Here is a 24,050-nt window from a genome sequence, read left to right as displayed (position 1 = left end):
CTGTAGGCGGAGCATGGGCGCGCGCTATAAGGGCGCCGCTGAGCATAACGCCCGCCGCCCGAGACGCCGCTTGTCCTTCTTCCACGCCGGTCCCGCGCCCAGAGGCGCCGGCCCCCGCTCCGGGGCGCTGCGCGACGGTTTGATCCTCGCTCCGGGCATGAAGGTTGGTCTGTTCGGCGGCTCCTTCAATCCCGCCCACGACGGTCACGCCCATGTCGCCGAGACCGCCATGCGCCGTCTGGATCTCGACCGGGTCGTCTGGCTGGTGTCGCCGCAGAACCCGTTGAAGGACGCCCGTCACAGCGCGCCGCTGGCGGACCGCATGGCCTCGGCGCGTCAGCATGCGCGCGGACCGTCGATGATCGTCTCGGATTTCGAGAGCCGGGCCGGCGTCGCCTGGACCGTCGATACCTTGCGCCTTCTGGTCGCGCGGCATCCGGGCGTGCATTTCGTCTGGCTGATGGGGTCGGACAATCTGGCCAGCTTCCACCGCTGGCGCGGCTGGACCGACATTATGCGGCTGATGCCGGTGGCGGTCATCGCCCGGCCGGGTTCGCTGCTGGACAGCCGCACGGCGCCGGCCGCCGCCCGCTTCGCCGGTTTCCGCATTCCGGCTCAGCAGGCGGGGCTTCTGCCGACGCTTCAGGCGCCCGCCTGGACCTATCTGACGGCGCCGCTCAACCCCCTGTCGTCCACGGCGATCAGGACCGGCGCAGGCGTGCGCGCGACCTCGTGATCGCCGGATGATTCGGGCGGCGGTTCACGTTGCGGCCCATCCGTGCTAGAGGGCTTCTTTAGTCAACGCTCCCGGAGCCCTCCGCTGACCCCCTCGCCCGCGTATGATACGCAAGACGCCGCCGTCTCGAATACGGCGCACGAGATGGACCCTATCGAACCTCTCCATTCCGAAGACGGCTTTGAATCCGACGCCTCCCCGCGCGGCTTCGACGATTCCGCTCCCCGCCCCGTCGGCTCCACGCCGCTGGAAGAAGCCCTGCTGAGCCGCCTCGACGAGGACAAGGCCCAGGACATGGTTCTGATCGACCTTAAGGGCAAAAGCGCCATGGCCGACACCATGATCGTGGCGTCCGGTCGTTCGCACCGTCACGTCGGCGCCATCGCCGATCACCTGCTGCGCACGCTCAAGGAACAGGGCCTCGGCAAGGCCAAGGTCGAGGGCCTGCCGCACTGCGACTGGGTTCTTATCGACGCCGGCGATGTGATCGTGCACCTGTTCCGTCCGGAAGTGCGCACCTTCTACAACATCGAAAAAATCTGGGCGGTCGATTCCGCCCACCGCATGGTCCGCGACTGACACCATGAAGCTGAGCATCGTCGCCATCGGCCGACCGGGCCGAGGGCCTGAAGCGACGCTCGCTGACGACTACGCCAAGCGCGCCACCCTGTCGGGACGCGCGCTTGGCCTCGGTCCCCTTGAACTGATCGATCTGGAAGCCCGCAGACCCGGCAAGGCGCCGGAGGCCGAGCTGATTCTGGCCGCCGCGGAAGGGTCGCACCTGATCGCCTGCGACGAACGCGGCAAGACCTATTCGTCGCGCGCCTTCGCCGACCACATCGCCAAACTGAGGGATCAGGGCGAGCGCCGTCTGGTCTTCGCCATCGGCGGGGCGGACGGGCTGGACGCCAGCGTGCGCGACGCCGCGTCTTCGACCCTGGCCTTCGGTCCCCAGACCTGGCCCCACGCCCTGGCGCGCGCCATGCTGGCCGAACAACTGTATCGGGCCGTGACCATCCTGGCCGGATCGCCCTATCATCGCGACTGACATGCGTCGCGCCATACCCTTATCGCTGGCCCTGCTGACGGGTTTCGTCTGCGCTGCCCCGGCGATGAGCAACCAGGCGCCCGAGAGCGAACTGTCGCGCATCCAGGCCGAATACCGTGACGAGACGGTGCGCGCCCGTCGTCTGCGCGCCGACGCCGACGCCGCCAAGACCGAACTAGCCCAATTGGAGCGCCGCCTGGCCTCGCTGCGGGCCGACGAACAGACCGGCGACCGTCAGATCGACGATCAGCGCGCCCGCCTCCAGCAACTGACCGAACGCGAGGCCGAACTGGTCACGGACCTGGCGCGTGAGCGCGGCGCCCAGGGCCGTCTGCTCAGCGCGCTGCAGATGATGAGCCGCCGGCCGCCGCCGCCCTTGCTGGTGCCCGCCGACAAGGCCATCGACACGGTGCGCGCCTCCATCCTGCTCAAAGCCATGACGCCGGATCTGGAAAGCCGCGCCAAGGTGCTGGCCGCCCGTCAAGCCGAGATCATGCGCATCCGCCGCCTCGCCGTCCTGTCCTCGGAGCGACTGCTGACGACCGAGAGCGAGCAAGGCGACCGGCGCGGCGAGATCGAGGGGCTGACGGCGCGCAAGACCGCCTTGACCGCCGTTCTGAACGCTGAGGCCCGCGCCGCCGAACGCGCCGCCGCCGTGCTGGAGCGCCGCATTCGCGAACTGGGCGGCGCGGTCCCGACCACCCAGGCCGAAGAGACGCCGACCGCTCGCCTTCCGGCCGGGCGCGGCCGCCTCAGTTCGCCCGTCGCCGGCGCGCCAAGCCAGACCTGGGGCGCCGGAACCTCCGGCTGGCGCTGGCGGGCCGACCGCGCGGCCGTCACCGCGCCCGCCGACGCCAAGGTCGCCTATGCCGGGCCGCTGACGGGGTGGGGCAATGTGGTGGTGCTGGACCTCGGTCCCGGCTGGCGCGCCGTCATCGCCGGGTTGGAAAGCGTTGATGTGGGCCCGGACGCCCGGGTCTCGGACGGCCAGACTCTGGGGCGCAGCGGCCCGGACGGCGATGTCTATTTCGAACTGCGCCGTGACGAACGGCCGATCGATCCGGGACCGTGGTTGCGTTGAACCCGCAATAGTCCTTTGCATTCTCGTCTGACGCTGATTTTATCGGCGGGACGCCGCGTCGCCACGATTTGGTCGTGAGGACGGGGCCTTAACCTTCCCACGGGCGCCCACAGTGATCGGCCCGACCGAAAGAGACCGAATGCGTAAACTGCTCCTCGTCGGCTGCGCCGCTCTGGTGCTCGGCGGATCCGCCGCTGCTGTCAGCAGCCAGACCCCGCGAAACGAAACCTTCCGCATGCTGGAGCTGTTCGGCGACGTGGTCGGCATCGTCGAGCAGGCCTACGTCGTCCCGGTCGACAACAAGAAGCTGATCGAGGCCGCGCTGGCCGGCATGATGACGGCGCTGGACCCGCACTCCAACTATCTGCCGCCCTCCAACTACGACGACCTGCGCGAGCGCACCGAGGGCCAGTATTCGGGCGTCGGCCTGACCATCAGCGCCGACGGCGGCATGGTGAAGGTCATCTCGCCAATGGACGACAGCCCCGCCGCCAAGGCCGGGGTCCAGGCGGGCGACGTGATCTCTTCGATCGAGGGCCAGAACGCGGCGGGCCTGACGGTCAGCCAGGTGTCCGAAAAGCTGCGCGGCGCCGTGGGCACCAGCGTGAAGGTGACCTTCCTGCGCGACGGTTCAGACCCGCTGGAAGTGACCCTGACCCGCGAGGTCATCAAGGTTCAGTCGGTCACCGGCCGTGTCGAGGGCGACTTTGGTTATCTGCGCGTCTCGACCTTCAACGAGAACACCGGCCGCGAGCTGAACGAGGCCATCGCCAAGATCAAGGCCGAGAAGCCAGGCGTGAAGGGCTATGTCTTGGACCTGCGCAACAACGGCGGCGGCCTGCTGAACGCCGCCATCGACGTGTCCGACGCCTTCCTGGAACGCGGCGAGATCGTCAGCCAGCGGGGCCGGAAGCCCGAGCAGATCCAGCGTTATTCCGCCAAGCCCGGCGACATCACCGGCGGCCTTCCGCTGGTCGTTCTGGTCAACTACGGCTCGGCCTCGGCGTCGGAAATCGTCGCCGGCGCCCTGAAGGATCACCAGCGCGCGACCATCGTGGGCCTGACCAGCTTCGGCAAGGGTTCGGTCCAGACCGTGATCCCGCTGCGTCAGGGCCAGGACGGCGCCTTGTCGATCACGACCGCGCGCTACTACACTCCCTCGGGCGCCTCGATTCAGAAGATCGGCATCGAGCCGGATCTGGAAGTCGCCCGCAACGAGGCCGAGGCCCGCATCGTCTCGCGCTCCAGCTTCATCTATTCCGAGGCCGCCTACGCCACGGCCCTGGACGCCTCCATCGGCGCCGAGCGCAAGGGTCCGCACACCCCGCGCGAAGCCCCGGGCGAAAAGTTCGACAAGGACAAGGACTATCAGCTTCAGCGCGCGCTGGACGTCCTGCGCGCCGGCGGCGACCTGTCGAAACTGTCGGCCCCGCCCGAAGGCATCGTCGTCACCGAGCCGGGCTCGACGCCCAAGCCCGACGCCGAACTGACGGCGGACGAACCGAAAGACGAATAGGTCAGGGAAGGGCGGCGCGAGCCGCCCTTTTCTTTGCGATCAGGACAGGCGGTCGCGGAAGGCCGAATAGTCGAACGCGCGCACCGTTCTCAGCGCATCCGTCTGGGAGTTCCACAGCACGATGGACGGCAGCGGCACGCCGTTGAAGGTGTTGGTCTTCACCATCGAATAGTGGGCCTGGTCCAGAAACGCGATGCGCGTCCCCGGCGTCGGCCGCTCGGCGAAGACGTAGTCGCCGATGATGTCTCCGGCCAGGCACGACGGCCCGCCCAGCCGCACCGTCACCCCATGCTCAGGCTCTTTCAGCAGCGCGGGGCGATAGGGCGCCTCGATCACATCGGGCATATGGCAGGTGGCGGAGATGTCGGTGATGCCGATGGGCATGCCGTTGTGGAAGACGTCCAGCACCTCGCCGATCAGGATGCCGGCGTCCAGCGCCACGGCCTCGCCCGGCTCCAGATAGACCTGAACCCCGTGCCGGGCCTGCAGATCGCGTACGAAGGCGATCAGATCGTCGGTCTGATAGTCGGCGCGGGTGATGTGGTGCCCCCCGCCCAGGTTCAGCCATTTGATCCCGCCCAGCAGCGGCGAAAGCTTGGGCTCCACCGCCGCCCAGATGCGCGACAGGGGCTGGAAATCCTGCTCGCACAGCGCATGGATATGCAAACCGTCGACGCCGATCAGATGTTCGGCGGTCAGTTGCGACACCGGAAAGCCCAGGCGCGAACAGGGCTGGGCCGGGTCGTATTTGGCGACCTCCCCTTCGGAATGTTCGGGGTTGAGCCGCAGGCCGATCTCGAACACCTGCCCTTCAGCCCGCGCTTTGGCGATCAGGTCCGCGAAACGGGCGATCTGGGCCGGGTTGTTGAAGATGACGTGATCCGACAGACGCAGGATCTCGGGCAGGTCCTTGGCCGTATAGGCCGGCGAATAGGTGGTCAGCTCGCCCTTGTAGAACTCGCGCGCCAGCCGCGCCTCCCACAGGCCCGAGGCGCAGACCCCGTCGAGGTATTCGCCCACCACATCGGCCAGCGACCACATCGAAAACGCCTTCAACGCCAGAAGAACACGCGCCTCCGCTCCGTCGCGCACGCCTTTCAGCACGGACAGATTGCGGCGGATGGCCGCCTCGTCCACCACGAAGGCGGGCGACGCGACGCGGTTCAGGTCGAAATGCGCAAAGGCGCCCGGATCGCCGGCCTGGGTCTGCATTTAGTCGGTCCGATCAGAAGTCCAGAGGGGCGTCCAGGTCCTGAACCTTCCACGGCAGGCCGTGCTTGTTCAGCATGTCCATGAAGGGATCGGGGTCCAGCTGCTCCATGTTGAACACGCCGTCGCCCTTCCACTGGCAGGTCACCATCAGGGCCGCGCCGATCATGGCCGGCACGCCGGTGGTGTAGCTGACGGCTTGATTGCCGGTCTCGGCATAGGCCTCTTCGTGGTCGCAGATGTTGTTGACGTAGACCGTCTTCTTGACCCCGTCCTTGAGGCCGGTGGCGATGACGCCGATGTTGGTCTTGCCCTTGGTGATCGGACCCAGCGAGGCCGGCTCGGGCAGCAGGGCCTTCAGGAACTCGATCGGAATGATCTCGCGGCCCTGGAACTGCATCGGCTCGATCGAGGTCATGCCGATGTTTTCCAGCACTTCGAGGTGCTTCAGATAGCTGTCGCCGAACGTCATCCAGAAGCGGATGCGCTTGATCTCGGGATAGAATTTCGCCAGCGATTCCAGCTCCTCATGGTACATGAGGTACATGTTCTTCGGACCCACGCCCTCGAAGTCGAAGGTCTGTTTGTGGCTCAGCGCCGGGCCCTCGACCCACTGGCCGTTCTCCCAGTGACGCGAGTTCGCCGTCACTTCGCGCAGGTTGATCTCGGGATTGAAGTTGGTCGCGAAGGGCAAGCCGGTGTCGCCGCCGTTGCAGTCCAGGATGTCCAGCGTCTCGATGGAATCCAGCAGGTGCTTCTTGACGTAGGTTGTGAAGACCGAGGTCACGCCGGGGTCGAAGCCCGAACCCAGCAGCGCCATCAGACCGGCGTCCTTGAAGCGGTCCTGATAGGCCCACTGCCACTTGTATTCGAACTTGGCCTCGTCGCGCGGCTCGTAGTTGGCGGTGTCCAGATAGTCGACGCCGGCGGCCAGGCAGGCGTCCATGATCGACAGGTCCTGATAGGGCAGGGCCAGGTTCACGACCAGTTCGGGCTGCACCTTCTGGATCAGCGCCGTGGTCGCCGCCACGTCGTCGGCGTCGATGGCCGCCGTGTCGATGTCGACGCCGAAGCGCGATTTCACGGACTGGGCGATCGCATCGCACTTGGACTTGGTGCGGCTCGCCAGGGTGATATGCGAGAAGATGTCCGCGTTCATCGCCATCTTGTGGACGGCCACCGAACTGACGCCGCCCGCGCCGATAACCAGCACCTTGCTCATCTGTGCTTCTCCCGAAGTCTGAAACCCTGGCGACAGCGCCGCCCCTATAAAGGGCGCGGCTCTTAGCACGATGATGACAATCCGCTAAATCCCTGCGCCGATATTGGCTCTTATAGCGTGACCGGATCGCTCCGGTTGCCTTTGTAAGGTTTTTCCGCCATAAGCCGCCGCTTCCGACGCAAGTGAACCTGCGTCTCCACCGGGACGACCCTCATTTCGATGAGACGAGCCCGGCGAGAACCCTCCGCCGACGTGATCGTCGCCGGGGGCCGTTGTCGTATGGAGCCGTTTCACCCGTCGCTATGAGGTAGTGAATGTTCGAGGCTCTGAACGAGCGGCTGACAGGCGTCTTTGACCGGATCACCGGGCGCGGCGCCCTGTCCGAAAAGGATGTCGCCGAGGCGATGCGCGAAGTGCGCGTGGCCCTGCTCGAGGCCGACGTCGCCCTGCCGGTCGTCAAGGAATTCATCGCTTTCGCCACCGAGCGCGCGACCGGTGAAGAGGTCATCCGTTCGGTCAAGCCGGCCGATCAGGTGGTCAAGATCGTCTATGACGGCCTGATCGAGATGCTGGGCGGCGAAGAGCCGGTCCCGCTGAACACCAACGCCAATCCGCCCGCCGTGGTGCTGATGGCCGGCCTCCAGGGCTCGGGCAAGACCACGACCTCGGCCAAGCTGGCGCTGCGCCTGACCAAGTTCGATCGCAAGAAGGTCATGATGGCCTCGCTGGACACGCGTCGTCCGGCCGCGATGGAGCAACTGGCCACCCTGGGCAAGCAGATCGAGGTCGCCACTCTGCCGATCGTGGCGGGCGAAAGCGCCGTCCAGATCACGCGCCGGGCGCTGCAATCGGCCAAGCTTCAGGGTTTCGACGTCCTGATCCTCGACACCGCCGGCCGCATCACCCTGGACGAAGGGCTGATGAACGAGGTCGCCGAGGTCGCCGACATCGCCAAGCCCGTCGAGACCCTGCTGGTCGCCGACAGCCTGACCGGCCAGGACGCCGTTCGCACCGCCAAGGCCTTCCACGAGCGCCTGCCCCTGACCGGCCTGGTCTTGACCCGCGCCGACGGCGACGGTCGTGGCGGCGCCATGCTGTCGATGCGGGCCGTCACCGGCCTGCCGATCAAATATCTGGGCGCCGGCGAAAAGGTCGATGCGCTGGACGTGTTCGACGCCCGCCGCGTCGCCGGCCGCATTCTGGGTCAGGGCGATATCGTCGCCCTGGTCGAAAAGGCCAGCCAGGATCTGGACCAGGCCAAGGCCGAGAAGATGGCCCGCAAACTGGCCAAGGGTCAGTTCGATCTGGATGATCTGGCCGGCCAGCTTCAGCAGATGAAGCGGATGGGCGGGCTTCAGGGCATCATGGGCATGCTGCCCGGCGTGGCCAAGATGAAGGGTCAGATGGCCGAGAGCGGCATCGACGACCGCATGATCCTGCGTCAGGAAGCGATCATCTCCTCGATGACCAAGGCCGAGCGCAAGAAGCCCGACCTGCTGAACGCCTCGCGCAAGAAGCGCATCGCCGCCGGCGCCGGCGTCGATGTGCAGGACGTGAATCGGGTTCTGAAACAGCACCGCCAGATGGCCGACGTGGTTAAGTCGATGGCGCGCGGCGGACCCAAGAAGATGCAGCAGATGGCCGCCATGCTGGGCGGCCTTGGCGGCGGCGGCATGCCCGGAATGGGCGGCGGCGGCCCCGACATGGCCCGCCTCAAGGCGTTGGGCGGCGGCAAGATGGCCGAACCCTCCGCCGACGATCTGAAAGCCATCCAGGACCGGCTCGCCGGACTGGGCGGCGGACAACTTCCGGGAGGTCTTCCTGGCCTGCCGGGCTTCCCTCCCAAGAAATAACGACTTCCTAGAAAGAGACCTGAAATGCTGAAGATTCGTCTGGCCCGCGGCGGCGCCAAGAAGCGCCCCTACTACCACATCGTCATCGCCGACTCGCACTCGCCCCGCGACGGCAAGTTCATCGAGAAGGTCGGCAGCTACAACCCGATGCTGCCCAAGGACGGCGCCACCCCGCGCGTCGCCCTGAAGGTCGAGCGCATCGCCGAATGGCTCGGCAAGGGCGCCCAGCCGACCGACCGCGTCGCCCGCTTCCTGTCGCAGGACGAGACCCTGGGTCAGAAGGTCAAGTGGACGCAATCGAACAACCCGAACAAGGGCGCTCCGGGCAAGAAGGCGCAAGAGCGCGCCGCTGAACGCGCCCAGCGCGAAGCCGACCGCCTGGAAGCCGAAGCCGCCGCCAAGGTCGAGGCCGCTGAAGCCGCCGCCCGCGCCAAGGAAGAGGCCGCCGCCGCCGCCGAAGCCGCCAAGAACGCTCCCGCTGCTGAAGAAGCGCCTGCCGAAGAGGCTCCGGCCGCTGACGCCGCCGCCGAGGAAGCCCCGGCTGCTGAAGCGACCGAGGAAAAGGCCGAAGGCTAAGCCTTTCGGTTTGACGATGATCAGGGCGGCGTCTTTCGACGCCGCCTTTTTCATGGGTTAAGAACACGCATGACCACGGACAGCAGATTGATCCTCGTCGGCCAGGTCGGCGGCGGCTTTGGCGTGCGGGGCGAGGTGCGGGTGACCGCCTTCACCGCCGACCCCCTGGCCCTGACCGCCTATGGCCCTCTGCTGCGCGCCGACGGGACCGTGGCCCTGACCCTGACCTCGACGCGGCCCGACAAGAACGGCGTCGTTGGCCGGGCCAAGGAGATCACGTCCAAGGAACAGGCCGACGCACTGCGCGGCCTGAAGCTGCACGTCCCTCGCGCTCGGTTCCCCGAGCCGGACGAGGACGAATTCTACCTCGCCGACCTCTTGGGCGTTCAGGTTCGCGATATGGGGGGCGCGGTCATGGGCACGGTGAAGTCGGTCCAGAACTTCGGCGCCGACGACATGCTGGAGATCGCGCCCGCCGCCGGCGGCCCGACCTGGTATCTGCCGTTCACCAAGGAAGCGACGCCGGAACTGCACCTGGCCGACGGCTGGCTTCTGGCCGTGCCGCCGACCGAGGTGGGCGAGCGCGAGCCGGACTGAAGTCTCGTCACCGCTCCCGTCGGTGTTGCGGATGGGCCGAACGGCGCCGACATAGGCCTATCGCAATAGCCGAGGCCGCACCCATGACCGACTTGTCCGCCTTCCCGATCACGCAACGCTGGCCGGCCCAGCACCCCGATCGCATCCAGTTGTATTCCCTGCCGACGCCCAATGGGGTGAAGGTCTCGATCATGCTGGAGGAGGTCGGCCTGGCCTATGAGCCGCACCTGATCGACATCACCAAAAACGAGACCTGGGGGCCGGAGTTTCTGTCGCTGAACCCCAACGGCAAGATCCCCGCCATCCTCGATCCCAACGGCCCGAACGGACAGCCGCTGGCCCTGTTCGAATCCGGCGCCATCCTGATTTATCTGGCGGAAAAGACCGGCAAACTGCTCTCGGCCGACCCGGCGACCCGCTACGAGACGATCCAGTGGGTCATGTTCCAGATGGGCGCGATCGGCCCGATGTTCGGCCAGCTGGGTTTCTTCCACCGCTTCGCGGGCAAGGAATACGAGGACAAGCGCCCGCGCGACCGCTACGTCGCCGAAAGCCGCCGCCTGCTGGGCGTGCTGGAGACGCGGCTCGCCAACGACGGGGGAGAGCCCCGCGACTGGCTTGTCGGCGACTATTCCATCGCCGATGTCGCCACCCTGGGCTGGGTCCGCAACCTGATCGGCTTCTACGAAGCGGGCGAAATCGTCGGCTTCGCCGACTTCCCGCGCGTCGCCGCCTGGCTGGAGCGCGGCTTGGCCCGCCCCGCGGTCCAGCGCGGCCTCAACATCCCGGCGCGCGACTGATCTGAACCTCGCCCCGTCGGTCGCGTTGTCTGCTCACACCAACAGGAGCGCGACCGATGGGCATCTTCTCTTCTATCTGGAACAAGATCACGGGCCACAAGCCGAAGGCGGCCCCCGTTCCGCCGCCAACCTCGACGGCCGGAATTCCTGCGCCCAGCGCTGCGCCTGCCCCGACCGCCGCGCCGGCCTTGCCGCCCGTCGATGTCGAGGCGGTCCTCAGCGATCTGGCGGCGTCCAAGGGCGGCGGCGGCAACTGGCGCACCTCGATCGTCGACCTGCTGAAGCTGCTGGACTTGGATTCCGGCTTGGCCGCCCGTAAGGAGCTGGCCGAGGAACTGAACGTCCACGCCGGCGAGCACGGCTCGGCCGAACAGAACATCGCCCTGTCCAAGGCCGTCTGGAAGAAGCTGGCCGAAAACGGTGGTCAGGTCCCGGCTTCGCTGCGCGACTAGCCCCCTCAGCTAGATCAGGCCGGCGGTCTGATCCAGCGCATCGCGGCCAGCGCGGCAAATCCCACAACCAGACCCCAGAAGGCCGATCCGACGCCGAACAGGGGCAGGCCCGAAGCCGTCCCCGCAAACGTCAGCACGGCCGCCTCGCGCGATCCGACATCCATAATCATGTTGTGCAGCGCGCCGGTCAGCGGCGCGATCAGCGCCAGACCCGTCACCGCCGCGAGCACGGCTGGCGGCATGGCGATGAACAGCCCGGCCAGCGGCGCGGCGAACAGAGCCACGACCAGATAAAGACCGCCGTAGATCACGCCCACGATCCAGCGCCTGGCGGGGTCGGGATGGGCGTCCGGCCCCGTGCAGATCGCCGCCGTGATCGCCGCCAGATTGACCCCATGCCCGCCGAACGGCGCGATCAGCAGGCTGGCGACGCCGGTCGACAGGATCAGTCGGTTGGCGGGCGGCGGATAGCCGGCGCTCTGCAGCACCACCAGCCCGGGCAGGTTCTGCGCCGCCAGCGTCACCAGAAACAACGGAAAGCCCAGGCTGACCGCCGCCTTCCAGTCGAAGACGGGCGCGACCGGCTCCAGGTGGCCGAACAGGCCGGTGCCGGCGGGCAGGGCCAACTGCCCCCGCATCGCCAGCACCGCAAAAGCCGCCGCCAGCACGGCGGGCAAGGTCCAGGTCGGCCACAGACGTCGGAAAATTAGGAACACTGCGATCAGCCCTACGACCAAGGCCGTCTCGTCCGGCACGACCTTGAACAGTCTCAGCACAAAGGGCAGCAGCACCCCGGCCAGCATGGCCGAGGCGATGGCCGCCGGGATCCGCGCCGCCAGCCGCCCCAGCACCGGGATCAAGCCGGTCAGGATCATCAGCAGAGCGGCGAAGACGAAGGCGCCAATCGCCGTCGGCCACGACAGGCCCAGGGTCGAGGCCGCCAGCAGGGCCGCCCCCGGCGTGGACCAGGCCAGCACGACGGGGATCTTCAGCCGCCAGCTCAGAAAGGCGCCCGGCGCCCCGATGCCGAGGCACAAAGCCGTCACCATCGACCCGATCTGGCCCGCGTCCGCGCCCAAGGCCTGGCCCGCCTGAACCACCAGGGCGACCGTCCCGCCAAATCCGATCACCGTCGCCACGGCGGCGGACGAAAAGGCCGAGGCGGGCAGGGCGCGCATGGCAAAGGCCGGAGCAGTCATGCCCCGGCCTTAAACCGTCGTCTTGGATGGCGGAAGGCTGGGATCCAGCCCTCCTTGATCAGCCCTCGATGTCTTCCGGCAGGCCCACGGCGTGGAAGCCGGCATCGACGTGGACGACTTCGCCAGTGGTCGAACGCCCCAGGTCCGAACACAGCCACAGGGCCGCGCCCGCGACGCCCTCCATCGAGGTCTCTTCCTTGATCAGCGAGAACTGCGCCGACTTGGAGTGCAGGCCGCGCCCGCCCGAAATGCCGGCCAGCGACAGGGTGCGCATTGCCCCGGCCGAGATGGCGTTGACGCGGATGTTCTTGGGACCCAGGTCGCGCGCGATATAGCGAGTCGCCGCTTCCAGTGCGGCCTTGGCCACGCCCATGGTGTTGTAGTTCGGAATGACCCGCTCGGACCCCAGATAGGTCAGGGTGATCAGGCTGCCGCCGTTCGGCATCAGCTTGGCGGCGCGCTTGGACACGTCCACGAAGCTGAAGGCCGAGATGTTCATGGCCAGCAGGAAGCTGTCGCGCGTGGTGTTGTCCACGAAGCTGCCCTTCAACTCATCCTTGTTGGCGAAGGCCACCGAATGGACGACGAAGTCGATCGTGCCGAAGGTCTTTTCCAGTTCGGCGAAGGCCGCATCCATCGAGGCGTCGTCAGTGACGTCGGCCGGGATCAGCAGCTTGGCGCCGACGCTTTCCGCCAGCGGACGCACGCGGCGCTCCAGGCTCTCGCCCAGATAGGTGAAGGCCAGCTCGGCGCCCTGGGCGGCCAGCTGCGAGGCGATGCCCCAGGCGATGGAGCTGGAGTTGGCCACGCCCATGATCAGGCCCTTCTTGCCCTTCATGAGGTCGCCGGTCGGCATGTTCCAGCCTTCGGAAGTCGCCATGGTTCGTCTCCTGATGATTTGCGCGGAGGGTTAGCAGGGGCGGGCGTAAACCGGAACCCCCGCCGCCTTCCCTTGCGTTACAGCAGGCCCGCGATCGCCTGGCGCGCCGCGTCGCCCAGGTCGGGGCGTTTCAGGGCCAGGGCGACGTTGGCGCGCAACAGGCCGATCTTGTCGCCGCAGTCGTGGGTCACGCCCGCGTATTCGACGGCGGTGAAGCTCTGGTCCGCCATCAGTCGCGCCATGGCGTCGGTCAGCTGGATTTCGCCGCCCGCGCCCTTTTCCTGCGTCGCCAACAGGTCGAAGATTTCCGGCTGCAGGATGTAACGGCCCGAGATCGACAGGTTGGACGGCGCGGTTCCGGCGGCGGGCTTTTCGACCATGCCCTTCATGACGATGCGCGAACCGTCGCGGCTGACCGGATCGACGATGCCGTATTTGTGGGTCTGATCTTCCGGGACGGATTCCACGCCGATGATGTTGCCGCCGGTTTCGGCATAGACCTCGGCCAACTGCTTCAGGGCGCCGGGCTGAGAATCCACGATGACGTCGGGCAGGATGACGGCGAACGGCTCGTGGCCGATGATGTCGCGCGCGCACCAGACGGCGTGGCCCAGGCCCTTGGGCTGCATCTGGCGGGTGAAGCTCATCTCCCCGGCCGAGGCCAGTTCGGCGTTCATCATCTCCAGGATGTCGGTCTTGCCCTTGGCCAGAAGCTGGGCTTCCAGCTCGATCTGGTGATCGAAATAGTCCTCGATGGCGCCCTTGGAGCGGCCGGTGACGAAGACGATGTGCTCGATCCCGGCCTCGCGCGCCTCTTCGACGATGTAGGACAGGATTGGCCGGTCGACGACGTTCAGCAGTTCCTTGGGGGTCGTCTTGGTGCCGGGCAGGACCCGGGTGCCGAGGCCCGCGACGGGCAGTACGGCCTTGCGCAGGCGCGCGGGCGTGGTGGTCATCAAATCATCCTGACAGCTATCCCGCCCCTTCTAACCGGTGCGGACCGGCGAAAGAAGGGGCGGAACGGCGGTCGGGTTCCCCCTTACTTGGCGGGGCGGGCCATAGGCGTCATGGCGGCGATGGTCGCGCGCTGGGCCAGCAATTGGTCTTCCGGCAGCGGGATCAGGCCGCGGTCGGCCAGATAGCCGCCCTTGCCGGCGGCGCCTTCCGACAGGAACTCCTGCACGAACTGCTGCAGGCCCGGAATGACGCCGATATGGGCCTTCTTCACATAGATGTAGAGGCTGCGCGACAGCGGGTATTCACCGCTGGCGATGGTGTCGGCGGTCGGGGCCACGCCGTCGATGGTCTCGGCCTTCACCGTGTCCAGGTTCTGTTCCAGGAACGAATAGCCGAACACGCCCAGCGAACCCGGCGTGCGGGTCAGGGTCTGGACGATGGCGTTGTCGTTCTCGCCGGAATCGATCCAGGCGCCGTCCTCGCGCAGGGTGTGGGCGATGCCTTCAAACCGGTCCTTGTCGCCTTCGATCGCCTTGACCGCCGGCACCAGCTTGGCGCCCGGCGTCATGCCCAGCTCCAGGAAGGCGTCGCGCGTGCCCGAGGTGGGCGGCGGGCCATAGACCTGGATTCGCTGGTTCGGCAGGCCGGCGTTGACCTGGTTCCAGGTCTTGGCCGGATTGGCGACGAATTGACCGTTGGCGCCCGGCACTTCCTTGGCCAGGCCCTCGTACAGGTCGTTCAGTTCGAAGTTGAAGCCGTTGCCGTTACGGGCAGTGGCGATGACGATGCCGTCGAAGCCGATCTTGATCTCGACGATGTCGGTGACGCCGTTCTTGGCGCACAGGTCGAACTCGGACTGTTTCATCTGACGCGAGGCGTTGGCGATGTCCGGGGTGGTCGGGCCGACGCCCTGGCAGAAGGCCTGAATGCCGCCGCCGGTGCCCAGCGATTCGACGCGCGGCGCCGCGCCGCCCGAACCGCGCGCGAAAGTCTCGGCGACCCGCGTGGCGAAGGGGAAGACGGTCGACGAACCGGCCGCCCAGATGCCGGAGCGCGCGCCGGAGGCGGAGCCGCCGCCGCCGTTGTCGCCACAGGCCGCCAGGGCCAGAAGGGCGGCGGCCGAAGCCGCCAGTTTCAGTGTGCGGATCATCCAAGGCTCTCCCTGAGCATCGATTTCGCGATGCTTAGAGCAGAGGATTATGACAGTCCCGAGAATGGGCCCGCGAAAGGGACCGCCGCCGCTACAGCAGGCGGCGGCGCATGACCTGCGACAGGGTGTCGATCAGGGTCACGGCGACCACGACGACGATGACGATGGCCGAGACGGCGCGGAAATCGAAGGCGTTCATGCTGTCGAACAGCACCTGGCCGATGCCGCCCGCGCCGATCAGACCCAGCACGGTCGCGGACCGGCTGTTGGATTCGAAACGGTACAGGGCGAACGAGGTCCACAGCGGCGCGACCTGAGGCAGGACGCCCCAGACGATCTCGTGCAGCTTGCCGGCGCCGGTGGCGCGCACGCCCTCGACCGGACCCTTGTCGATCGACTCGACCGCTTCCGAGAACAGCTTGGCCAGAACCCCGGCCGTATTCAGGGTGATGGCCAGGACGCCCGCCAGAGGCCCCAGGCCCACGGCGGTGACGAATAGCAGGCCGATCACCAAATCCGGCACAGAACGCAGCAGGTTCATGATCCAGCGCACCGGCGTCACGACCCAGACGGGCGCGATGTTGCGCGCCGCCGCCAGACCCAGCGGGATACCCAGAATCACGGCCAGGAAGGTGCCCCACAGGGCGATCTGCACCGTCTCCCACATCTTGGCGACGAACATCTTCCAGTCGCTGAAGTCGGGACGCAGCAGGTCGTGGACGAACAGCTGGGTGCTGTCGTTGCCGGCGAACAGACGCGAGATGTTGCCCAGATCGACGGCGTCAATGCTGTACAGCAGGACGGCGGCGACGCCGCCCCAGACCAGGACGTCGGCGACCCAGGCGAGGGCGGACTTCTTGGGGGCCGCCGGAATCGCGACGGCGGAAGACGCGACTGCGGTCAAGGCCGGACCTCACGCAGGCTGCGCAGGCGTTGAAGCTCGCGCTCGGCGGCGGCGGCGGCGGCCGTATCGCCCTTGGCGCGGGCCTCGCCCAGTTTCTGGTCGGCGATCATTTCGCGGATCGGGTCCAGATAGCTGTCGTCGGCGGCGGTGAAGCGGGAATATTCCAGGTCCGCCAGAACCTTGCGCTGCCGCTCGGCCTCGGCGCCTTCGCCCTGGCCATAGGTCAGGAAGAAGCTGCGGATCTTTTCCTTCAGCGCCGGATCCAGATCCTCGCGCACGACGATGCCGCTCTCGGGGATCGGCGGCGAGGTCCAGATTTCCTCGATCTGGCCGGCCAGCTGCGGGTTCTCCTTGCGCATGAAGATGGTGTTCACGCTGTTGGAGGTCGCCACGTCGATCACGCCGGTCGCCACGCCGAAGGCGTTGGCCTGGTGGTTCGCCGAGCGCACGGTCTTGAAGCACTGGCTGGGGACCACGCCGCGCGGATTGAACAGGAAGGTCAGCGGGGCCAGGGTGCCCGACGTCGACTGGGCGTCGCCGATGCCGAAGTTGTACTTCTTGCCGCACGCCATGACCTGATCCAGCGTGATGCCCGATCCCTTCTTGACGATCAGCGTGGACTGATAGCTGTCCAGACCTTCGCGGTTGACGGTGCGGGCGATGACTTCGGCTTTGGCGCGGTCGATGGCCTCGACCTCAGGCTTGGCCGAGAACCAGCCCACCTGGGTGTGGTTGCCGCGCATGGCCTCGACCAGGACGGTGTAGTTCGAACCGAAATAGGGCTTCACCGGCACGCCGATGGCCTTGGACATGTCGTCCAGCAGCGGCTGCCACAGCGGGCCGGCCGAGGCTTGGCCTTCGGCGGACAGGATCGAGAAAGTGATCTCGCTGGGCGCGCCGCCCGCAGCCTTCTTGTCCTCGCCGCCGCCGCAGGCCGCCAGGCCCAGGATCATGACGGCGGCGCCGGCCGCAGCGATTAGACGGCGGGTGGGGGAAATGCGCGACAGGCTCATGCCTTGGTCTCCCAGAACGCGTCCTCGAACTCGGGACCGTAGATTTCGATCAGGCGCTTTTGGTCCAGCGCCGTGGACGGGCCGTCATAGACGATCTTGCCGCCTTGCAGGGCGATGACGCGGTCACAGTAGCGGATGGCGTAGTCGACCTGGTGCAGGGTGACGATCACACCCATGCCGTCGCGTTTGTTCAACTCGACCAGCAGTTCCATCACCTTGCGGGCTGACACAGGGTCCAGCGAGGCGACAGGTTCGTCGGCCAGAATGGCCTTGGCGCCCTGCACGATGGCGCGGGCGATGGCGCCGCGCTGTTGCTGACCGCCGGACAGGGTGTTGGCGCGCTGGGCGGCGTAGTCGCTGACGCCGACGCGGTGCAGGGCCGCCATGGCCTTGTCCTTGTCCGCCTGGGGCCACAGGCCCAGCAGGCCCTTCCATCCGGGCAGACGGCCCAGCGCGCCCAGCATGACGTTGGAGAACAGGCTCAGTCGCCCGACCAGATTGAACTGCTGGAAGATCATGCCCAGCTTGCCGCGCGCCTTGCGCACGGCGCCGGTGACCCGGCCGTCCTTCTGCACGGTCTCGCCGAACACCTGGATCGTGCCGGCGCCGGCGTCGATCGACTGCAGACCGGTGATGGAGCGGAGCAGGGTGGACTTGCCCGAACCGGACGGACCGATCAGGGCGACCATTTCGCCGGAGGCCACGGAAATCGAGACGCCGTCCAGCGCCTTTCGCGATCCGAAGGTCTTCGACACGTCACGCGCCAGGACTAGCCCAGGGGCGGCGGCGGCTGCGGATGAACTCATGAACTCGCTAGGAGGCTATGGCGAAGGGGCGCCGCAATAAGCTGAAATCGCGCTCGGGCAAGTCCTAATCGCACGTCGGGCGCAATCTCGTCCAGACCCGAGCCGTTCAGGAGCCTTCTGCCGCACCCTTCACCCGGGCGTAGTCCGCCGGAATCGGCAAGGCGGCGCGCGATCGCTCCAGCGCCTGATCGGCCATTGTCCGGACCGGCGCGGCCAGACAAGGGATCGAGGCCAGCGCCCTCAGCCCCTTTTGCAGTCTGATGGCGACCGCTACGTCGCCGGCCCCATAACGGGCGATCGGGCCGAACAGATCGTCGAGCAGATCGTCTTCGGAGACGCCCGGCATCATCAGGCGATCGCGCAGGGTCCGCTTCTCGTCTTCCTCGCGCTCGCGGGCCCAGATGTCCATCAGCCTCACGCCGGTCGACACCACCTGAATGGCCGTTCCGGGATCGTTGATACCAGGCGACAGGGCCTTGGCGGCGATCTCGCCCAAAACGATCAGGCCAAAGCGGGGGTCTTGATCATAGGAGCGCGAGTCTCCGATCGCGAAGGCGGAGCAGAAGGCGTCCTGGGCCTCTTTGTCGCAGGCCGGCAGGCTGATCCGGGCGAGGACCTCGCCGCGTTGCACGAAAGCGCCGGGCGCAGCGACCACCTCGACCTGGCAGTCTCGTTTCTCGGCCATGGCCTGCAGGCGATCGGGATCGACGTTCTGGACGTAGCCGGTTTCCGGCGCTGTCACGTCCGCGCCGTTTTCAAGACGGCCTGCCCGCCCGCCCAGAAACGGATTGTCGCGTCGCTGCTCCAACGCCTCGCGGGCCCGGGCCTCGACCAGATCGATCATGTGACCGACCCGCGCCAGGCTGGACAGACGATTGATCCAGGCCAGGAGGCGAAACGCCACCAGACCCACCATGACGAGGCTGACCAGGAACAGGATCGCCCTGCCGTTCTGGCCGTAATAATGGGCGTTGATCGCGGTGACGGCGACGATGGCGTAGAGAAAGGCGCCGACGAAGGTCGCCAGTGACTTCTGGGTCTCGTCATCGCTGGTGACCAGGGCCGCGACGCGCGGACTGGCCGCCGACGACACCGACGTATAGGCCGTGACCATGGCGCCGACCGAAAAGGTCGCCACGCCCAGCAGGCTGGACGCCAGGATCGTCAGGATTGATTCTACAGACTCTCCGCCCAGACGCTCGGCCATCTCCTGCGGCACCCAGGGGGCCAGGGCGGCGGCCAGCAAGGCTGCGGCGACGCCCGCGACGGCATAGGCCGTGGCGCGCACCCACAGCTGACGCCGCATCTTGCGCCAAAAGAACAGCCATCGGTTCATGAAACCCTCCGATCATCGCAACGGCGCAGAACGGTCAAGGTTGCCGCTGGATCGTGTCGTGGAGGGCGCAGAGCGGATTTGTGACAGTCAAACCTAAGCCCCGCCACGAAAAAACCTCTTTACATGACAGTCGCGCGTCCCCATATCGCGCTCTCCGGCGGACCCCGTAGGTCCTGTCTGCGCCGCTAACGCCGGTCTGGGTTTAACAATTAGCAGGGGGTTACGTGAATTGCGCACGTATCAGCTTCCCCTGGACCTGGTCCGTGAGCGGTCCCCTGAACGTCCCGTCGCCCTCGTGCGGCCGCGTTCGGTTTCCGTAGCGGCGCGCTGGTTCCAGGATAATCTAAAGGCCGACGTCTTCTACGCTGTGAAGGCCAACCCTTCGCGCTGGGTCGTCGAAACCCTGATCGAGGCCGGCGTTCGCGGCTTCGACGTGGCGTCCATCGCCGAGATCGAGCTGGTTCGCTCTGTCAGCCATGACGTGCGCCTGGCCTTCATGCACCCGGTCAAGAGCCGGTCTGCGATCACCAAGGCCTATTTCGATCACGGCGTGCGCACCTTCTCGCTCGACTGCATCGACGAGCTGAACAAGATTCTCGACGCCACCGGCGGCGCGGACGACCTGAACCTGATCGTGCGCATGGCCGTCTCGGCCGACGGCGCCGCCTATACGCTGTCGGGCAAGTTCGGCGTCTCGTCGGATCAGGCGCCGGCCCTGCTGATGGCGACGCGCCAGGCGGTCAAGGACGGCCTGATGGGCGTCTCCTTCCACGTCGGCAGCCAGTGCATGCGCCCGACCGCCTATCAGGCCGCCATGGCCCAGGTCGGCCGATCGATCAGCCGTGCGGGCGTGATCGTCGATATCGTCGATGTCGGCGGCGGCTTCCCGTCCGTTTATCCGGGCATGGTTCCGCCGGACATGAGCGAATACGCCGACGCCATCCATCGCGGCTTCAACGAGATGCCGGTGTCGGAAACGACCGAGCTGTGGTGCGAGCCTGGCCGGGCGCTGGTCGCCGAAAGCTCGTCGATCCTGGCCCGTGTCGACCTGCGCAAGGGCGACGCCCTTTATCTGAACGACGGCTCTTACGGTTCGCTGTTCGACGCGACCCATTCGCGCTGGCCCTTCCCGACCAAGCTGGTGCGGGTCGGTGAAAGCGCGGGTGAGCTGAAGGCGTTCCAGTTCTACGGCCCGACCTGCGATTCCATCGACCATATGCCGGGCCCCTTCTGGCTGCCGGCCGATGTGCGCGAAGGCGACTTCATAGAGATCGGCATGCTGGGCGCTTACGGCGTGGCCATGTCGACGGGCTTCAACGGCTATGGCGAACACGACATCGCCGCTGTCGAGGACGCCCCGATGGCCTCGCTGTACGGTCTGGCCCCGCGTTCCATCCCCACCGTGCGCACCACGGCGGAAGAGAACGCCCGCAAGGTCGTGCGTCTGTCACGCCCCAAGGGTAAGGCCGGTCAGCGCAAGTCGCGCCGGAAGTAGGACGCCCGCACCTGTAATCGTCATCCTCGGGCTCGACCCGAGGATCGGCCCCCTCTGCGTCTTCCTTGCAAGGAACGCGCGGCGGAACGTCCGACCCTCGGATCAAGTCCGAGGGTGACGGCCGATGGTTGGGCGTCTATCGGTCCTGTCGGTCGCTCCGTCCCGGCACGTCTGCTTCTTCGACGGGCGCTCAAATCACAGGGAAACCGCCGAAATGAACGCTCCCGTTCAATCGAACACCAAGGCCCAACTGCTGCAGAATGTCGTCGAGCACGTCGACATCACCAGCTTCGACGCGCGCCCGATCATCGACTCGATGCGCAAGATGTCCTTCTCGTCGCGCGACACCGCCCGCGCTGCGGACATCTTCTCGATGGCCATCGAGGACAAGGACTGCTCGCCCTGGCTGATCCTGGCCGGTTCGACCTCGGCCGGCGGCTGCATGCACGTCTACCGCGATATGGTGAAGTTCGGCATGGTCGACGCCGTGGTCGCCACCGGCGCCTCGATCGTCGACATGGATTTCTTCGAGGCCCTGGGTTTCAAACACTATCAGGCGGCCGGCGAGGTGGACGACAACGTCCTGCGCGACAACTACATCGACCGGATCTACGACACCTATATCGACGAGGAAGAACTCCAGGCCTGCGACCACACCATCCTGGAGATCGCCAACCGCCTGGAGCCGCGCGGCTATTCCAGCCGCGAGTTCATCTGGGAGATGGGCAAGTGGCTGAGTGAGGGCAATGCGAAAAAGCCCGGCTCGCTGATCCAGACCGCCTATGAACAGGGCGTGCCGATCTTCTGCCCGGCCTTCGTCGACTCCTCGGCCGGCTTTGGTCTGGTGAAACACCAGAAGGAACGGGCCGCCGCCGGCCAGCCCTATCTGATGCTGGACGCCATCGCCGACTTCCGCGAACTGACCGACATCAAGATCGCCGCCGGCGTCACCGGCCTGTTCATGGTCGGCGGCGGCGTGCCCAAGAACTTCGCCCAGGACACCGTCGTCTGCGCCGAAATCCTGGGCGTCGAGGCCGAGATGCATCGCTATGCGGTTCAGATCACCGTCGCCGACGTCCGCGACGGCGCCTGCTCGTCCTCGACGCTGAAAGAGGCGGCCTCCTGGGGCAAGGTCCAGACGACCCACGAACAGATGGTCTTCGCCGAGGCCACCACGGTCGTCCCCCTGATCGGCTCCGACGCCTACCACCGCGGCGCCTGGAAGGCCCGCGACAAGCGCCGCTGGAACAAGTTGTTCGAGAAGTAGTCAGCCGTCGCTTGCCTTCTCCCCTCGGGGGAGAAGGTGGCCGGCGGAGCCGGTCGGATGAGGGGGCTGTGTCCGTATGCCCGCATGTCGCCGTATCGCGTCCAGCACAACCGCCGGATTTTTCGAAAAGTCGGCGTTCCTGAATCGCATGACCGTGTAGCCCGCGACGCGAAGCCGCTCATCCCGCACGGCGTCTCGCGCCTCGTGCAGATCGTGCACCCCGCCATCCAGCTCTATGATCAGTCTGATCTCATGACAGGCGAAATCGGCGATGGCGCCAGCGACTGGGGCCTGCCGCCTGAACTTCAATCCATCCAGTTGCCGGTTCCGCAGCATCGCCCACAGGATCGCTTCCGCGCCTGTCATGTCGGCGCGAAGACGGCGTGACTGTCGGGTTCTCGGCGGCGTCTGCCACATCAGTATCCAACAGCCCCCTCATCCGACCCGCGCTGCGGGCCACCTTCTCCCCCGAGGGGAGAAGGGTCAATTCAGGCCGCGCAGGCTTCGAAGCCGGCCTTCAGCGCGGCCTCGTCCAGATCGCGGCCGATGAAGACGGCGCGGCTCCAGCGGCGTTCGGCGGCGCCCCATTCGCGTTGCATGTCGCCTTCCAGGATCATGTGGACGGCCTGGAAGACCAGGCGGCGGTTCTCGCCTTTGACGTCGATGATGCCCTTGGCGCGCAGGATGTTCTGACCCTGCTCGCCCAGCAGCCGGTCCAGCCAAGCGGTGAACTTGGCCCCGTCCAGCGGCCGATCCAGCGACAGGGAGATGCCCTTGATGTCGTCCTGGTGGGCGTGACCGCGCGCGCCATGGGAGTGCGCGCCGTGGGCGTGGTCGTGATGATCATGGTCATGCTTGTGGTCATGGTCATGATGATGGTGGTCGTGGCCGCAATGCTCGTCGTGGACATGGCCGTCGGCGCCGTGGGGCGGGTTCACGAAGTCCGGCTTGACCTCCAGAATACGATCCAGGTCGAAGGCGTGAAGGCCCAGCACCTGATCCAGCGGCACGTTCGACCGCTCGGCCCGCACGATGGGCGCCAGCGGGTTCAGCGCCCGCAGACGCGCCTCGACCGCGTCCAGTTCGTCGGCGGTCGCCAGATCGACCTTGTTCAGGATGATGCGGTCGGCGAAGGCCACCTGCTCGCGCGCCTCCCTGGAGTCGTCCAGGCGCGCCATCACATGTTTGGCGTCGACCAGGGTCGTGACGCTGTCCAGTTGGGTCTTGGCCTTGACGTCCTCGTCCACGAAGAAGGTCTGGGCCACCGGACCGGGGTCGGCCAGGCCCGTCGTCTCCACGATGATGGCGTCGAAGGCCGGCTTGCCGGGACGCTGGCGCTTCATCAGGCCGGCGACCACGCGGATCAGGTCGCCCCGCACCGTGCAGCAGACGCAGCCGTTGTTCATCTCGAACACGTCCTCGTCGGCGCCGACCACCAGGTCGTTGTCGATGCCGATCTCGCCGAACTCGTTGACGATGACGGCGTAGCGCTTGCCGTGATCCTCGGTCAGGATCCGGTTCAGCAGCGTCGTCTTGCCCGCGCCGAGATAGCCGGTCAGGACGGTGACGGGGATTTTGCTGTTGGCGGAAGCGGTCGAGGCGGGGGCGGCGAGGGTGTCGGTCATAGGCCGCTAGATGGCGGCTGCATCGCGCGAAGGGAAGAGGGTCAGACTTTCTTCACGAACTCGGTGCGAAGGACCAGGCCGCGCACCTTCTCCACATTGGCCTCGATCTCCTCCGGATCGCCGGTTAGGCGGATGTTCTTGACCAGCGTCCCGCGCTTCAGCGTAACCCCGCCCGATCCCTTGACCTTCAGATCCTTGATCAGGGTCACGCTGTCGCCATCAGCCAAGATGTTGCCGTTGGAATCTTTGGTCACGTCGCCGGTCATGGCCAAGCTTCTAGCGACTGGTTCGGCGAATATCCACACTCAACCTATGGGAATTCACGCAT

Annotated in this window: 25 protein-coding genes; 12 read left to right on the top strand and 13 right to left on the bottom strand. The window is 66.7% G+C overall.

Going from position 1 to position 24,050, the window contains the following annotated elements:
• The first annotated feature begins 70 nt into the window (after window positions 1-70).
• From QRN13_RS12515 to QRN13_RS12495, 5 genes are all read left to right on the top strand, one after another.
• Entirely contained in the window at window positions 71-736 is a 666-nt protein-coding gene (locus tag QRN13_RS12515) for a nicotinate-nucleotide adenylyltransferase (protein WP_350224848.1), read from the top strand.
• A gap of 144 nt (window positions 737-880) precedes the next feature.
• On the top strand, window positions 881-1,315 hold the full coding sequence (gene rsfS / locus QRN13_RS12510; RefSeq protein ID WP_082064315.1) for a ribosome silencing factor: 435 nt from the start codon (window positions 881-883) through the stop codon (window positions 1,313-1,315).
• Window positions 1,316-1,319: 4 nt separating this feature from the next.
• Window positions 1,320-1,784 (top strand): 23S rRNA (pseudouridine(1915)-N(3))-methyltransferase RlmH, encoded by a 465-nt coding sequence (gene rlmH, locus QRN13_RS12505; RefSeq protein WP_055808890.1) that lies wholly within the window; start codon window positions 1,320-1,322, stop codon window positions 1,782-1,784.
• 1 nt (window position 1,785) lies between these two features.
• The gene (locus QRN13_RS12500) at window positions 1,786-2,865 is read left to right on the top strand and encodes a murein hydrolase activator EnvC family protein (RefSeq protein WP_066554033.1); all 1,080 of its coding nucleotides are present in this window, start codon (window positions 1,786-1,788) and stop codon (window positions 2,863-2,865) included.
• Between the two features lie 139 nt (window positions 2,866-3,004).
• Window positions 3,005-4,381, top strand: coding sequence for a S41 family peptidase (locus QRN13_RS12495; RefSeq protein ID WP_284878143.1), 1,377 nt, complete (start codon window positions 3,005-3,007; stop codon window positions 4,379-4,381).
• A 39-nt stretch (window positions 4,382-4,420) separates the two neighbouring features.
• Here the strand turns inward: QRN13_RS12495 and QRN13_RS12490 are convergent, their stop codons facing one another.
• Window positions 4,421-5,593 carry a carboxynorspermidine decarboxylase gene (locus tag QRN13_RS12490; RefSeq protein ID WP_284878142.1) on the bottom strand — a complete coding sequence of 391 codons (1,173 nt, stop codon included), beginning with the start codon at window positions 5,591-5,593 and terminating at the stop codon, window positions 4,421-4,423.
• Between the two features lie 13 nt (window positions 5,594-5,606).
• Window positions 5,607-6,812: a saccharopine dehydrogenase family protein gene (locus QRN13_RS12485; RefSeq protein WP_284878141.1), complete on the bottom strand. Its 1,206-nt coding sequence runs from the start codon at window positions 6,810-6,812 to the stop codon at window positions 5,607-5,609.
• Window positions 6,813-7,126: 314 nt separating this feature from the next.
• On the opposite strand from QRN13_RS12485, the gene ffh reads away from it, so the two are divergent.
• The 5 genes from ffh (at window position 7,127) to QRN13_RS12460 (ending at window position 11,090) form a co-directional block, all read left to right on the top strand.
• On the top strand, window positions 7,127-8,665 hold the full coding sequence (ffh, locus tag QRN13_RS12480; RefSeq protein WP_153924579.1) for a signal recognition particle protein: 1,539 nt from the start codon (window positions 7,127-7,129) through the stop codon (window positions 8,663-8,665).
• Window positions 8,666-8,689: 24 nt separating this feature from the next.
• Window positions 8,690-9,241 (top strand): 30S ribosomal protein S16, encoded by a 552-nt coding sequence (gene rpsP / locus QRN13_RS12475; RefSeq protein WP_055754551.1) that lies wholly within the window; start codon window positions 8,690-8,692, stop codon window positions 9,239-9,241.
• Between the two features lie 69 nt (window positions 9,242-9,310).
• Entirely contained in the window at window positions 9,311-9,838 is a 528-nt protein-coding gene (gene rimM, locus QRN13_RS12470) for a ribosome maturation factor RimM (RefSeq protein ID WP_055754550.1), read from the top strand.
• An 83-nt stretch (window positions 9,839-9,921) separates the two neighbouring features.
• Entirely contained in the window at window positions 9,922-10,638 is a 717-nt protein-coding gene (locus QRN13_RS12465) for a glutathione S-transferase N-terminal domain-containing protein (protein ID WP_055754549.1), read from the top strand.
• Between the two features lie 56 nt (window positions 10,639-10,694).
• Entirely contained in the window at window positions 10,695-11,090 is a 396-nt protein-coding gene (locus QRN13_RS12460; protein WP_284878140.1) for a DUF3597 domain-containing protein, read from the top strand.
• Between the two features lie 14 nt (window positions 11,091-11,104).
• Here QRN13_RS12460 and QRN13_RS12455 read toward each other — a convergent pair whose 3' ends face one another.
• The 8 genes from QRN13_RS12455 to QRN13_RS12420 form a co-directional block, all read right to left on the bottom strand.
• Window positions 11,105-12,289, bottom strand: a complete 1,185-nt coding sequence (locus QRN13_RS12455) for a benzoate/H(+) symporter BenE family transporter (protein ID WP_284878139.1) — start codon at window positions 12,287-12,289, stop codon at window positions 11,105-11,107.
• A gap of 58 nt (window positions 12,290-12,347) precedes the next feature.
• Window positions 12,348-13,145 (bottom strand): enoyl-ACP reductase FabI, encoded by a 798-nt coding sequence (locus QRN13_RS12450; protein WP_169802112.1) that lies wholly within the window; start codon window positions 13,143-13,145, stop codon window positions 12,348-12,350.
• Between the two features lie 101 nt (window positions 13,146-13,246).
• On the bottom strand, window positions 13,247-14,125 hold the full coding sequence (galU, locus tag QRN13_RS12445; protein ID WP_165114072.1) for a UTP--glucose-1-phosphate uridylyltransferase GalU: 879 nt from the start codon (window positions 14,123-14,125) through the stop codon (window positions 13,247-13,249).
• A gap of 83 nt (window positions 14,126-14,208) precedes the next feature.
• On the bottom strand, window positions 14,209-15,276 hold the full coding sequence (locus tag QRN13_RS12440) for a substrate-binding domain-containing protein (RefSeq protein WP_066629283.1): 1,068 nt from the start codon (window positions 15,274-15,276) through the stop codon (window positions 14,209-14,211).
• A 91-nt stretch (window positions 15,277-15,367) separates the two neighbouring features.
• Window positions 15,368-16,180 (bottom strand): phosphonate ABC transporter, permease protein PhnE, encoded by an 813-nt coding sequence (phnE, locus tag QRN13_RS12435; protein ID WP_284878138.1) that lies wholly within the window; start codon window positions 16,178-16,180, stop codon window positions 15,368-15,370.
• A complete protein-coding gene (gene phnD / locus QRN13_RS12430; RefSeq protein ID WP_055754543.1) occupies window positions 16,177-17,193 on the bottom strand; it encodes a phosphate/phosphite/phosphonate ABC transporter substrate-binding protein in 1,017 nt (338 codons plus the stop codon). Before phnD ends, phnE begins: the two co-directional genes overlap by 4 nt.
• Window positions 17,190-17,999: a phosphonate ABC transporter ATP-binding protein gene (phnC, locus tag QRN13_RS12425; protein WP_055808912.1), complete on the bottom strand. Its 810-nt coding sequence runs from the start codon at window positions 17,997-17,999 to the stop codon at window positions 17,190-17,192. Before phnC ends, phnD begins: the two co-directional genes overlap by 4 nt.
• 106 nt (window positions 18,000-18,105) lie before the next feature.
• Window positions 18,106-19,335, bottom strand: a complete 1,230-nt coding sequence (locus QRN13_RS12420) for a DUF2254 domain-containing protein (RefSeq protein WP_284878137.1) — start codon at window positions 19,333-19,335, stop codon at window positions 18,106-18,108.
• 229 nt (window positions 19,336-19,564) lie between these two features.
• On the opposite strand from QRN13_RS12420, the gene QRN13_RS12415 reads away from it, so the two are divergent.
• Together QRN13_RS12415 and QRN13_RS12410 are read left to right on the top strand one after the other, a co-directional pair.
• Complete coding sequence (locus QRN13_RS12415) at window positions 19,565-20,830, top strand: type III PLP-dependent enzyme (RefSeq protein ID WP_284878136.1); 1,266 nt, start codon at window positions 19,565-19,567, stop codon at window positions 20,828-20,830.
• Window positions 20,831-21,044: 214 nt separating this feature from the next.
• On the top strand, window positions 21,045-22,097 hold the full coding sequence (locus QRN13_RS12410) for a 1,9-bis(guanidino)-5-aza-nonane synthase (RefSeq protein ID WP_284878135.1): 1,053 nt from the start codon (window positions 21,045-21,047) through the stop codon (window positions 22,095-22,097).
• On the opposite strand, the gene QRN13_RS12405 is transcribed toward QRN13_RS12410, so the two are convergent.
• From QRN13_RS12405 to QRN13_RS12395, 3 genes are all read right to left on the bottom strand, one after another.
• Window positions 22,098-22,433 (bottom strand): endonuclease domain-containing protein, encoded by a 336-nt coding sequence (locus QRN13_RS12405; protein WP_284878213.1) that lies wholly within the window; start codon window positions 22,431-22,433, stop codon window positions 22,098-22,100.
• 152 nt (window positions 22,434-22,585) lie between these two features.
• Complete coding sequence (locus tag QRN13_RS12400) at window positions 22,586-23,722, bottom strand: CobW family GTP-binding protein (protein ID WP_284878134.1); 1,137 nt, start codon at window positions 23,720-23,722, stop codon at window positions 22,586-22,588.
• A gap of 41 nt (window positions 23,723-23,763) precedes the next feature.
• On the bottom strand, window positions 23,764-23,988 hold the full coding sequence (locus QRN13_RS12395; protein WP_284878133.1) for an alkylphosphonate utilization protein: 225 nt from the start codon (window positions 23,986-23,988) through the stop codon (window positions 23,764-23,766).
• Window positions 23,989-24,050 lie beyond the last annotated feature (62 nt).

The organism is Brevundimonas sp. MEB006b (assembly GCF_030209705.1).
In the GTDB taxonomy this organism is placed as follows: Bacteria; Pseudomonadota; Alphaproteobacteria; order Caulobacterales; family Caulobacteraceae; genus Brevundimonas.
The sequence above is the reverse complement of the archived record's forward strand: the minus strand, read 5'-3'. Positions and strand labels throughout refer to the sequence as shown.